This is a genomic window from Prevotella sp. LCP21S3_D2 (assembly GCF_052118345.1).
Taxonomy (GTDB): domain Bacteria; phylum Bacteroidota; class Bacteroidia; order Bacteroidales; family Bacteroidaceae; genus Prevotella.
The window spans coordinates 37,529-49,594 of the sequence record NZ_JBQKHJ010000007.1; the positions used below are offsets into that span (position 1 = coordinate 37,529).

A 12,066-nucleotide genomic window follows, 5' to 3' on the forward strand; every position below is an offset into this window, starting at 1 on the left:
AAACCTAACCTATTAAAAAAAACAAACTTTTTTTCAGTTGCAAAGATACTGCTATTATATAATATGTACTTTATTACAAGTAACGATTTCTTTTCTAATCGCTTGCAGGATGTAACAAATACTTTACGACATGTAACATTTTCTTCACTCAAAGTAAAAAAATCCTTGTTTTTACTTGAATAATCCAAAAAAAAACACTATTTTTGCACTCAGAAAAAGCTAGCAATAAGCTCGCTTGATAAACCAATAATGATTAAACTAGCAATGAATACACAATGCCACTTAGTCGTGAAAAGTATCCTTCTGATACTCATTCTATCAGTTTTCTCTATCCTCCCGTCATTGGGGCAGAGCGGTAAACTGTTCAATACAGACAATCAACTATCAAGCAATCTTGCCACACAAGTGTTCCAAGACAAGAGTGGTTTTATCTGGATTGCTACCCGTAACGGACTGAATGCTTACGATGGTTACCATATCTCTATCATGAAGAAAGATTTGCCCAATAGTCAAGGGCTGAACAGCAACTACATCAATAGTATCACCCAGGATGACAAGGGATATATTATATTAGGAACCAACAACTCTTTGCTGGCTTTTACGGGAAGTGGATTCCGAAAAATCCCTATGTTCGACTCGAAAGGCAAAGAACTCACCACATACGTAACCCTGGTTTATAGACTCCGAAACAAGGATCTTGCCGTTGGAACATCCGGATATGGCATCCTGCTCAAAAAGTCGGATGCTCAGGTATGCCATGCAATGAAGGGTGATGTGGAAAAACTGAAATACATCAACAAATTATTGGAAGATAAATTGGGCAGACTCTGGATTGTCACCGAAGACGGAAGACTGTATCGCAAAGAAACAAATGGTAGAGTCACCTCCCACTTTGTCGGTACCGAAGGCGTGAACGCACAGGATATCCAGCAGGACGCCCTGGGCAACATCTATCTCGCCAGCAAGAACCAGGGCGTACATCTGCTCAGGGCAGGAAGCAACGTCTTTACCCGAATCAGCAGCATCGGAAACCTGCCCATCGACAACATCTATATCAGCCGCAACAACAAGCTCTATATCGGCAGCGACGGACTGGGCATCTATGTATATGACCCTCAGACCGGATTCCTGCAGGATAACCCTCTCTTCAGCCGACTGGTGAACCTGGCCAAGAGCAAGATAACCAGCATCATAGAAGACAATCAGGGCAACATCTGGGTGAGCATGCTGCAGAAAGGCGTGTTCATGCAGAGCAACATAAAGAACGACTTCAACTACATGGGCTTCCGCCTAGGCAACCGCAACGTGATTGGAGAAAACTGCGTTACCAGCCTCAGCATCAACCAGGGCAACCAGGTGTGGGTGGGTACTGACAAGGATGGCCTATACCTATTTAATATAGCAACCTGCAGCGTAGAGGGGCATTTCCTAAACCAAAGCACCGTGCTCACCCTCTGTAAGGACCAGCAGGGCAGAACCTGGGTGGGAACCTATAACGACGGTCTGGGCTATATGGATGCAGCCGGAAGCTTCCACCCTGTTGATTTGGGCATCAGCAAGTCGGTGGGCATCTTCGATATCAAGCAAGACCCACAGGGCAACATCTGGATAGCCACCATGGGCGAAGGTCTCTTCTGCCTGCAGAAAGACGGAAGCCGAAGGAACTACAAGGCTAAATATGGTGCAGATAACAACCTCAAGGTCAACAGCCTGCCCAACGATTACCTCGTCAAGATGGCCTTATCAAAGGATGGCAACCACGTGTATATAGCCACCTCTGTGGGACTGGCGTGCCTCGACCGCAAGCGAAACAGCTGGGTTTCCACCTTCAAGGGCATCAACTGCCTGAACAAGAACCGTTTTTCGCACTGCGTGTTTGTAGATAGCAAAGACCACGTATGGTATGGCACCGAGGATGGAGCCTTCTGCTTCGACTTCAGAAAGGGAATAGAGCCTAAACATTATTCCACAGCCCAAGGACTCACCGACAACGGTGTGGCGAGTATCACAGAAGACAACAAGGGCAAAATATGGCTGGGTACCAACAGCGGACTCAACAGGCTGAACCCCAAGGATGGCAGCATCATCAGGTTTTATAACGAAAGCGGACTGCAGAGCAACGAGTTCAGCGATGCTTCCATATGCACCACCCAGGATAAGAAGGTGATTCTGGTGGGTGGCTCTGGCGGAATCAACTGGTTCCAGGCCGACCGGGTAAAGCAGCATCCATGGCAGGCAAAGGTGGTTATCTCGGGCTTCGTGGTCAACAACAAGACAGTGACACCAGGCATGGAGTCGGGCAGCTATACCATCACGGACAGCTGGGTAACAGTGGCACGGGAGTTCAATCTCTCGCACGATGACAACACCTTCTCCCTGCAGCTCTCTACCTTCACCTATAATAATGTGGAGCAGATAAGATACGCCTACAGCATCAACGGCGATGCCTGGCGCACCGTGCCAGCCGGACAGAACGAACTTGCCTTCTCGCACATGGCTCCCGGCAGCTACAAATACCGCATCAAGGCCATCTGCAACGGCTACGAAACACCGGTGAAGGAGTTCACCATCATCGTTCACCCAGCCTGGTATGCCAGCATCTGGGCAAAGCTCTTCTATCTGCTGCTCCTCATAGCAGCCATCATGCTCTACCTGCGCCACCGCAAGCACCAGATGGAAGACCTGCTCATCCTGCAGCAGCACATCCACGCCGAAGAGATGGGCGAGGCGAAGATCAAGTTCTTCATGAACATCAGTCATGAAATCCGCACGCCGCTCACGCTCATCATCACGCCGCTGCTCTCGCTCATCAAGGAAGACAAGGAGCCTCACCGACAGGGCATCTACGAGATAATCCGAAAGAACTCTGAACGTATCCTCCACCTCATCAACCAGATGATGGACCTGAGAAAGATAGACAAGGGACAGATGGTGATGCGCATGTGCCAGACCAACATGGTGGCGTTCATCAACGAGGAATACGAACTCTTCAGGCAGCAGGCTCTGGCCAAGAACATCGACTTCGAATACCAGCACGACAGCGAAGAACTGCCCGTATGGATAGACCGAAACAACTTCGACAAGGTGATTATCAACATCCTTTCGAACGCCTTCAAGTTCACCCCTACGGCAGGCCACATCCTGCTCTCGCTCACCCACACCGACTACCATGCCTACATCAGCGTCAAGGACAGCGGCATCGGTATTCCAAAAGATAAGCTGGAAACCATCTTCCAGCGCTTCTACCAGACTCCTGCCGCCCCTAGCGACCGCAACATCGGTACGGGCATCGGTCTCGACCTCACCCGCTCGCTCGTGGAACTGCACTACGGCACCATCTCAGCCCGCAACAACGAGGGCGAGAAGGGGAGCAAGTTTGAGCACGGCAGCGAGTTCATCATCCGCATTCCGCTGGGCAAGGACCATCTGAAACCCGAAGAACTCATCGACGAAGAAGAGGTGAAGGAAGAGCAGAACCTGGAACTTGCCGAGGTGAAACAGCTGGAACAGGAGGTGAAGGAAACGGAAAATGCCGAAAAAGCCGAAAGCGCAGCCGGCACAACGGATATGGAGGGCAATCTGCCAGCCTCAGCTAGGGGAAACAAGGCTGAAATCGTGATTGTGGAAGACGAGGAGGATATCCAGGATTACCTGAAGGCCCAGCTCGCCAGCGACTTCAAGATACGCACCTACCCTAACGGAAAGGTGGCACTCAACGAGATTCTGAAGAATAAGCCAGACCTCATTATCAGCGACATCATGATGCCGGAAATGGACGGAACCACCCTCTGCGCCAAGCTGAAATCAAACATCAACACCAATGATGTGCCTATCATCCTGCTCACGGCAAAGAGCCGTGAAGAAGATCAGCTGGAAGGATTACAGACCGGTGCCGATGCCTACATACTGAAGCCATTCAATATGGACATCCTGCGCCGCAACATCATCAACCTGCTCACCGTGCGCCGCACTTTGCGCAACAAGTTCACGGGCAATGAAAGCCAGAACCACCAGGTAGAGCAGATAGAAATGCAGACACCAGACAATTCCCTGATGCAAAGGGTGATGGAGGTAATCAACGAAAACATCAACGATTCCGACCTGAGTGTGGACTTGATTGCACAAAAGGTGGGCATCAGTCGCGTGCACCTGCACCGCAAGATGAAGGAGCTGACCAATCAGACGCCACACAGCTTCATCCGCAACATCCGTCTGCAGCAGGCAGCCAAGTTGCTGAAGGATGGCAAGCAGAGCATCACCGGCGTGATGTACGCTTGCGGTTTCACCAATTCCGCAAGTTTCAGCACCATGTTCAAGAACCTCTACGGCTGTTCTCCTAGAGAATACATGCAGAATGCCATGAAGGAATAAAGATGATAAACAATAGAAAAAAGAATATGTAACAAAAACAAGACCATATGAAACGTAGGAAAAACTCTTGGTTACATTTCACAATGAAAGATTGCAAATAAAACCGTAACTTTGCAGCGGAAAAACCAGTATGGATTCTCTCCCTGGTTTTCCGCTGCATTTTTTGTATAATCTTTAAAATCAACTATTATAATGAAGAAATTAGCAATCTTATCGCTTTCGATGATGCTTGCAGCAGGAGCGCAGGCACAGACAGCAGAGTTCGACTACTTCAAGTATGCCGGCAATGATGCCCGTTTCAATGTAGAGATAGACAAGACGCATCAGTACTACAACCCAGTATTGGCAGGATTCTATCCAGACCCATCCCTCTGCCGCGTGGGCGACACCTACTATCTGGTGAACTCATCCTTCACCTTCTTCCCAGGTGTGCCTCTCTCAACCAGCAAGGACCTGGTAAACTGGACTCCTGCCGGCCATGTGCTCACCCGCCAATCGCAGGTGCCCCTGAAGGGTCAGCAAGTATCAGCCGGTATCTTCGCACCAGCCATCAGCTATAACAAGAAGAACAAGACGTTCTATATGATCACCACCAACGTGGGAGCCGGAAACTTCTTCGTCAAATCCAAGGACCCATCCAAGGGGTGGAGCGAGCCTATCTATCTGAAGAAGATTGACGGCATCGACCCTAGCTTCTTCTTTGATGACAACGGAAAGGGATATATCGTGCATAACGGTCCGGTAGCTGGTGGTGCCGACTATGAGGGTCAGCGTGCTATCCGCTGCTTCGAATTCGACGTGAAGGGCGACAGCATCAAGGGAGACTTCAAGGAGATTCTCCGTGGCGGAACCCATGTAGAGGCTCGTCCTATCTGGATTGAGGGTCCTCACCTCTTCAAGAAGGGCAAGTTCTATTATCTGATGTGTGCAGAAGGCGGTACAGGCGGATGGCACAGCGAGGTAATCCTGCGTGCCAAGAATCCGATGGGTCCATGGGAGGAATGCCCTAACAACCCTATCCTCACCCAGCGCACCGGTCTGGACCCTAACCGCAAGGACCCAGTATCAAGTGCCGGTCATGCCGACATCGTAGAAGATGGCAAAGGTAACTGGTGGGCTGTATTCCTGGCTTGCCGTCCTTACGAGGAAGATATGTACAACACAGGTCGCGACACCTATCTCCTGCCAGTAACATGGAAAAACGGATGGCCAGAGATTCTCGCCAAGAACACCCCAATTTCTACAGTAGGCGAAAAGGCAGGCTTGAAGCCAGCAGAGAAGAATGAGTTCTCTGGCAACTTCAGCTATGTGGATAACTTCGATACAGCCGACAACGGCGTAGGTCTGAAGGATTTGAACCCACGCTGGATGTTCCTCCGCGACTTCGTTGACTGTTACAAGGTAGAAAACGGCAAATTGAAGTTCAATCTCCTGCCGGGCAATGTCTACAAGCGTGAACCGATGTCAGCCATCTGGGCTCGTCAGCAGCACGGAACCTTCACTGCCGAGACAGAAATCAACTTTACTCCTCGCAATGACAAGGAAATTGCAGGTTTGTCACTTATCCAGAAAGAAGATTACAACTTCGTACTGGGCAAGACCATGAAGAAGGGCAAGCTGATGATTACCCTGACCCGTGCCGAGAAGAACAATGCCCTCATTGCTTCTGCTCCTATCAAGGCTGGCAAGCTGAAGCTGAAGGTTGAAGGTCATGATAGATACTACGATTTCTATTATGCAGAGGAAGGCGGCGACTGGCAGCTGCTCGCCAAAGGCGTGGATGCCAGCAACCTGAGCACCCAAAAGAGCGGTGGCTTCATCGGTGCCTGCATCGGACTCTATGCCTCTTCCAACAAGGAATAACAGATATCATTATAAATCATAAAAATACAAAAAGACTCCCCGAGCTTTTCGAGGAGTCTTTTGTATTTTTCCTTTGTATAAGTTTTATTTATTCTTTACAATATCCAATGTCATTTTACCTACCCAGATGGCATTCTTGCCATTCTGATCTACCGGAACAGGTTTGCCATCGAGATTGTTCAGGTATTCCAGCTGCTTAAAGTAGGTGTGGCTATGACCACCCAATATCAGGTCGATGTTGCGGGTAGCTGGTGCTACTTCAGAATCGTCAATGCCATCAATCTTCCATCCCAGATGAGAGATGCAGATAATGACATCACACTTCTCCTTGTTCTTCAGAATCTCCGTCATCTCCCTTGCTTTTTCTATTGGGTCGAGATACTTGATGCAACCGTAGTTCTTCTCGGCTACCAATCCCGCCAGTTCCGGACCAAGACCGAAGACGCCAATCTTCAAACCCTTGCGGTTGATGATTGCATATGGCTTGACGATATCGGCAAGCTCTGTACCCGTAAAATCATAATTTGAGCATACTATTGGGAACTTCGCCATCTTGAAGAGACGAACCATATTGTCGATACCGAAATCGAACTCATGATTACCGATGGTAGCAGCATCATACTTCATCTCGTTCATCAAGCCAACCTCTACATCGCCCTTGAAGAGAGAATAATAAGGTGATCCCTGTGAGAAGTCACCACTATCAAAGAGCAGGAGATCAGGATTCTGCTTACGCTCTTCCTTAATCATAGCCACACGACGGAGGAAACCGCCACGATTGGCTGTCGCTGTATCTGCCAGGTTGGGATTGATAGGCATCACGCAGGAGTGGGTATCATTGGTATGGAGCACCACAAGCTGCCTGACAACCTTCGCCTCCTTCTTAGCCTTAGCCTGTACAGTAGCTGGCTGCATCGCGAAAGAAGCCAAAACCAGACCGATATATAATAATGTATGTTTCATCAGAATTTTCAATTATAAATTATTCATTATCAATTATTCATTCACCACCACGCAGCGGCCTTCAATCTTTGATTCCACCTCTTTGCCCTGCGCCATCATCTCACGGAAGTAATTCATGATGATATATCTCACGTTGTTCTCACGCTGCATGGGAGCCAATACGTCAGTACCGCTCTTGAAAGCCACGAGTTGGTCGTTACCCTCAGCCAGGTAATCAAGCGTAGCAATACGATAACTCTTCTGTGGGTCAACAGGTTCACCATTTATGGTAACGTTCATCAGCTTACCTTCCTTAGTTATCACCATTCTCACAGCGCTGCTCAAGCCTTCACCGCCACGATGCGCTATCTGCTGGAAGAGTTCGAGCACCTTGTCTCCGGTCAGAGTGAGGAAACAGATCTTGTTCTCGAAAGGAGCCATGTCGTTCACATCACCCACAGTAATCTTGCCCTTGGCAAGATTGCTCCGGATGCCACCCATATTATAGACAGAGAATACCGGCTGCTCATCAAACTGCTTACCGCCCCAAACCAGGATGTCGCAAAGCAGGTTGCTGAGCTCGCTCTCAGGGCGATGACGGGTCATATCATGAGCGATGCTACCCACCACAGGGCCCATGATGCTATCCACCTTGCTCTTATAAGGGGCAAGAACCCCTGCAGCCTCAGCATCAGGCTGAGCATCCCATTTTTTATCTACCAATATACGGGTTCTCTCTACCTTTGCCACCTTGAATTTCTGTGCAAAAGCTGGAAACGCCATCAGCAGCATGGTTGCAGAAGCAAGCAAAATCTTGATACTATTTTTTTCCTTCATACTTAATACAATAAATACTTTTAGAGTGCAAAGTTACAAAATAAATCTGCGAAATCTGCGAAATTTGCGAAAAAATTCAATGACAGTAGTAAAGAAAACAAAAAAACTGCGAGGAAATCGAAAGAAAGTATCTGAAAATTTGCGAGATAAGAGAAAAAGTCGTAACTTTGCACCCGCTTTTCGGCGTAACCGCTGTTGTCTGGGTAGAAGTGTTACCCGTCCATGTTGCGTTGGAACGACAAACAATTTTTAATTTTATACAAAAAATGGATTTGATTAAAGTTGCTGAAGAAGCATTTGCAACCGGCAAGAAGTTCCCTGAGTTCAAGGCAGGTGACACTATCACTGTCGCTTACAAAATCGTCGAGGGTACTAAGGAGCGTATCCAGCTCTATCGTGGTGTAGTTATCAAGATCTCTGGTCATGGTGACAAGAAGCGTTTCACAGTTCGTAAGATGTCTGGTACAGTAGGTGTAGAGCGTATCTTCCCTATCGAGTCACCAGCTATCGATTCTATCGAGGTGAACAAGCACGGTAAGGTACGTCGCGCTAAGTTGTATTACTTGCGTAAGCTCACAGGTAAGAAGGCTCGTATCGCTGAGAAGAAGACCATCGCTAAGAGCGCTGAGTAATTTTCTTAGTTACCTATTAAAATTAGAATTTGAAAAGGGCATCCCATCTTCCGATAGGATGCCCTTTCTATATTTCCATATCAATTTTACATCAAGAAAAATACCCTTCAACCTGAGTGAAGTGTTTTGCTTATTCCCCGGTGCTATAGTTCGTCAACCCATCATCGGTTCCATGCAATGCTCCCTGGAAATCCGCCCAACTTTGGAAGCCGGCAAGTAATGCCAAGCGGTTGAGTGTCTGCGCCGAAGGCTTTTCCTTACCCTTTAAAATATCCCACACCTTGTGTAGCACTTTTGTCTTACTATGCTTCTCATCGTGCTGTACGTGTGCCTTGCCGAGCTTCTTCTCTAAAGCTACGGCGAGAATTTTCAAATCATTCTTCATTGTGATTTTCCTTTCCCAAATTCTCAATTTCTCTATTTCTCAAATTTCATTTATTCTAACAGAGAGCAAAAGTACATAATAAAATCGAAACAAGGTAATGTTTTCCTGATTATTTTTGTTTTTACCACAAAAAAGTTGTAATTTTGCAGCAGAATTCAATTATATTTCTTACAAGATGAAAGAATTAGCACTTAAGTACGGATGCAATCCGAATCAGAAGCCTTCTCGCATCTATATGGATGACGGAAGGGAACTGCCTATCGAAGTTATCAACGGCCGACCAGGCTACATCAACTTCCTGGATGCTTTCAATTCTTGGCAATTGGTCAAGGAACTGAAGGCTGCTACAGGAATGCCTGCTGCCGCTAGTTTCAAACACGTTTCTCCTGCCGGTGCTGCCATCGGCTTGCCACTGAGCGACACATTGAAGAAGATTTACTTCTGCGATGACGTAGATTTCGAACTTTCTCCTTTGGCTTGCGCTTATGTTCGTGCTCGTGGTGCAGACCGCATGTGCTCTTACGGTGACTTTGTTGCCCTGAGCGATGTATGCGATGAGGCTACTGCCCTCCTCATCAAGCGTGAGGTAAGTGACGGCGTTATTGCTCCTGGCTATACTCCTGAGGCTATCAAGGTGTTGAAGGAGAAGCGCAAGGGTACCTACTGCGTCATCCAGATTGATCCTGACTACGTGCCAGCTCCTATCGAGCGCAAGCAGGTATTCGGTGTTACCTTCGAACAGGGACGCAACGAGGTGAAGCTCGATGATCCAGCTCTCTTCGAGGATGTTCCTACCAAGAACAAGACTTTCACTCCTGAGGCTAAGCGCGATCTGATTATCTCGCTCATCACCCTGAAGTATACTCAGAGTAACTCTGTATGCTACGTAAAGGATGGTCAGGCTATCGGTATCGGTGCCGGTCAGCAGAGCCGTATCCACTGTACCCGCCTTGCAGGTTCCAAGGCAGACGAGTGGTGGTTGCGCCAGTGTCCTAAGGTGATGAACCTGCCTTTCAAGGAGAAGATTCGCCGTGCAGACCGTGACAACACCATCAATGTCTACATCTCTGATGAGTGGGAAGACGTATTGCAGGATGGCGTTTGGGAGCAGTTCTTCACAGAGAAGCCTGAGCCATTGACCCGCGAGGAGAAGAAGGCTTGGATTGCACAGAACAAGGGTGTAAGCGTTGGTAGCGATGCTTTCTTCCCATTCGGCGACAACATCGAACGTGCTCACAAGAGTGGTGTGGAATACATAGCAGAAGCAGGCGGTAGCATCCGTGACGATAATGTTATCGATACTTGCGACAAGTACGGCATTGCCATGGCGTTCACTCACGTTCGCCTCTTCCATCACTAATTTAAGTGAAGAGTGAAGAATTCAACGGCTTTACTTATCATAAAGTTCAAAGTTCAAAGTTCAAAGTATATGAGTGATATTGACGATATTATCATGGGTGGTATGGTCTTCAAAGGCGGAGGCGGTCCCAAGAAGGACGACGACGACAAGGTGAAGACCAAAGCCAAGAAAAAGAAGTATATTACGGGTGCTCACGGAAGCGGCTCTGCCCGTCAGAAGGCAAAGTATCGCCAACAGAGAGCCAACCGTAAATCGCAGAAGAAGAAATAATCTCTATCTCTCTGCATACAGATAAAAAACTTCGCCCGTGCGCTGTTGAGATTTCAACAGTACACGGGCGAAGTTTTTTATCTGTTCTGTTTCAAATCAATCCTTGATTTGGTCTTTATCAGTTCTTTACGCTTTTCACGCCTTTTCCCTTGGTAAGATGCAAGGTAGCGGCTTTCAGCTTATGGTTACTGTGGTCGAAGATGATGGCTGGATCCAGGCGCTTGCCGCCGAAAGACACCTCGAAATGGAGATGCTCTGTGGTGGCCCTTCCGGTACGGCCCGTAAGACCGATTACCTGGCCTGCCTTCACCTTATCACCCTTCTTCACCATGTTCTTACTCTGATGGCTATAGAGCGTTTCCAAGCCGTAGGCATGCTTGATGCGGATGCAGTTGCCATAGCCGTAGTAAGGTCCCGAGGCAACCACCTCGCCATCGAAGGCGGCATAAATCTCGTCGTTAGGCTTGGTCTTCAAATCCACACCCGAGTGACGGCGGACACCTCCGTATGGACTGATGACACGGGCATCAGGCAATGGATATGACCATGCCTTCTCCTCTATCTTCTCCAAATCGAGAAGGAAGGTGTTAGTGATGGTAAACGGATCGTTCACCTCGTCAGGGTCGAGAGTCATGGCATGATCGCCAGACCGGCTGCCCGACTTCTTATTTGCCCCCTTATCATTTCTATCACTCTTATCGTTTCTAGAAACGGAGGAATCCTTGCCGCCTATCACCGTGATGTTGATGCGGCTGCCTATCTTGCGGAACTGCACGGTCTGTCGGCGGAGCTTATGACTCTTCAGTTCGATGATGGTTTCCGGGTTGATGCGTGCACCATTCACCATGATGGAGAATTCGCAGTAGGTCTCACCCTCCTTGGTACCCACGATGGCGATGGTTTGTCCGGCATCCACATGCTGTCCCACCTTCATCAGGTTCTCGGCATTGTTGGCATATACGGTTTCCAGACCATTGTCGTGACGGATGACGATGACATTACCCATCGACTCGGTTTTGCGCGAGAGTCGCACATAACCATCAAACATCGCCTTGACGGCGTCGCCCTTCGAGGTTTCGATGCGCATCACGCTATTGCCATTGGTAAGGCTAGCCTTGCCCACAGGAAGCGGGAAGGAATATTCCTTGGCACGGAATATCTCAAAGTCAACATTGAAGGCTTGACTCTGGGCAAAGAGGCCTGGCGTTGCGATGCTCACCTGCTGTTGCTCGGCGGCAGTAAACTCATTTTTGGCGGGCATGAAACTGCTCAGGGATAGCATCAGCATGCCCGAGACGGCTACAAGCCCCAATCTCTGTCTTAATCTACTCATTATCTCTATCGTTCTAAATCTCTAAATTAACTATAAACTATAAATTATAAACTATTAACTGTAAACTATTAAC

9 protein-coding genes are annotated in these 12,066 nt (G+C 48.2%); 5 read left to right on the forward strand and 4 right to left on the reverse strand.

What is annotated here, in order from left to right:
* The first annotated feature begins 249 nt into the window (after positions 1-249).
* Entirely contained in the window at positions 250-4,371 is a 4,122-nt protein-coding gene (locus tag ACTQ16_RS06580) for a hybrid sensor histidine kinase/response regulator transcription factor (RefSeq protein ID WP_441936712.1), read from the forward strand.
* Between the two features lie 192 nt (positions 4,372-4,563).
* Entirely contained in the window at positions 4,564-6,234 is a 1,671-nt protein-coding gene (locus tag ACTQ16_RS06585) for a glycoside hydrolase family 43 protein (RefSeq protein ID WP_441936714.1), read from the forward strand.
* A gap of 84 nt (positions 6,235-6,318) precedes the next feature.
* Here ACTQ16_RS06585 and ACTQ16_RS06590 read toward each other — a convergent pair whose 3' ends face one another.
* Together ACTQ16_RS06590 and ACTQ16_RS06595 are read right to left on the reverse strand one after the other, a co-directional pair.
* Positions 6,319-7,197, reverse strand: coding sequence for a bifunctional metallophosphatase/5'-nucleotidase (locus ACTQ16_RS06590; RefSeq protein WP_441936716.1), 879 nt, complete (start codon positions 7,195-7,197; stop codon positions 6,319-6,321).
* A 33-nt stretch (positions 7,198-7,230) separates the two neighbouring features.
* The gene (locus ACTQ16_RS06595) at positions 7,231-8,013 is read right to left on the reverse strand and encodes a 5'-nucleotidase C-terminal domain-containing protein (RefSeq protein ID WP_441936717.1); all 783 of its coding nucleotides are present in this window, start codon (positions 8,011-8,013) and stop codon (positions 7,231-7,233) included.
* Positions 8,014-8,279: 266 nt separating this feature from the next.
* Between ACTQ16_RS06595 and rplS the strand changes: the two genes are divergently transcribed.
* On the forward strand, positions 8,280-8,645 hold the full coding sequence (gene rplS / locus ACTQ16_RS06600) for a 50S ribosomal protein L19 (protein ID WP_117663883.1): 366 nt from the start codon (positions 8,280-8,282) through the stop codon (positions 8,643-8,645).
* A gap of 130 nt (positions 8,646-8,775) precedes the next feature.
* Here rplS and ACTQ16_RS06605 read toward each other — a convergent pair whose 3' ends face one another.
* Complete coding sequence (locus ACTQ16_RS06605; protein ID WP_295348118.1) at positions 8,776-9,057, reverse strand: hypothetical protein; 282 nt, start codon at positions 9,055-9,057, stop codon at positions 8,776-8,778.
* 148 nt (positions 9,058-9,205) lie between these two features.
* On the opposite strand from ACTQ16_RS06605, the gene ACTQ16_RS06610 reads away from it, so the two are divergent.
* Positions 9,206-10,390, forward strand: coding sequence for a phosphoribosylaminoimidazolecarboxamide formyltransferase (locus ACTQ16_RS06610; RefSeq protein WP_295348121.1), 1,185 nt, complete (start codon positions 9,206-9,208; stop codon positions 10,388-10,390).
* 69 nt (positions 10,391-10,459) lie between these two features.
* Complete coding sequence (locus ACTQ16_RS06615; protein ID WP_006848784.1) at positions 10,460-10,660, forward strand: hypothetical protein; 201 nt, start codon at positions 10,460-10,462, stop codon at positions 10,658-10,660.
* A 118-nt stretch (positions 10,661-10,778) separates the two neighbouring features.
* Here ACTQ16_RS06615 and ACTQ16_RS06620 read toward each other — a convergent pair whose 3' ends face one another.
* Positions 10,779-11,993: a peptidoglycan DD-metalloendopeptidase family protein gene (locus tag ACTQ16_RS06620; protein ID WP_441936719.1), complete on the reverse strand. Its 1,215-nt coding sequence runs from the start codon at positions 11,991-11,993 to the stop codon at positions 10,779-10,781.
* Between the last annotated feature and the right edge of the window lie 73 nt (positions 11,994-12,066).

Excerpts from the sequence above, each read along its gene's own strand:
- ACTQ16_RS06580 (WP_441936712.1), top strand. The coding sequence starts at position 250 with ATGATTAAACTAGCAATGAATACACAATGCCACTTAGTCGTGAAAAGT.
- ACTQ16_RS06585 (WP_441936714.1), top strand. The coding sequence starts at position 4,564 with ATGAAGAAATTAGCAATCTTATCGCTTTCGATGATGCTTGCAGCAGGA.
- ACTQ16_RS06590 (WP_441936716.1), bottom strand. The coding sequence starts at position 7,197 with ATGAAACATACATTATTATATATCGGTCTGGTTTTGGCTTCTTTCGCG.
- ACTQ16_RS06595 (WP_441936717.1), bottom strand. The coding sequence starts at position 8,013 with ATGAAGGAAAAAAATAGTATCAAGATTTTGCTTGCTTCTGCAACCATG.
- rplS (WP_117663883.1), top strand. The coding sequence starts at position 8,280 with ATGGATTTGATTAAAGTTGCTGAAGAAGCATTTGCAACCGGCAAGAAG.
- ACTQ16_RS06610 (WP_295348121.1), top strand. The coding sequence starts at position 9,206 with ATGAAAGAATTAGCACTTAAGTACGGATGCAATCCGAATCAGAAGCCT.
- ACTQ16_RS06615 (WP_006848784.1), top strand. The coding sequence starts at position 10,460 with ATGAGTGATATTGACGATATTATCATGGGTGGTATGGTCTTCAAAGGC.
- ACTQ16_RS06620 (WP_441936719.1), bottom strand. The coding sequence starts at position 11,993 with ATGAGTAGATTAAGACAGAGATTGGGGCTTGTAGCCGTCTCGGGCATG.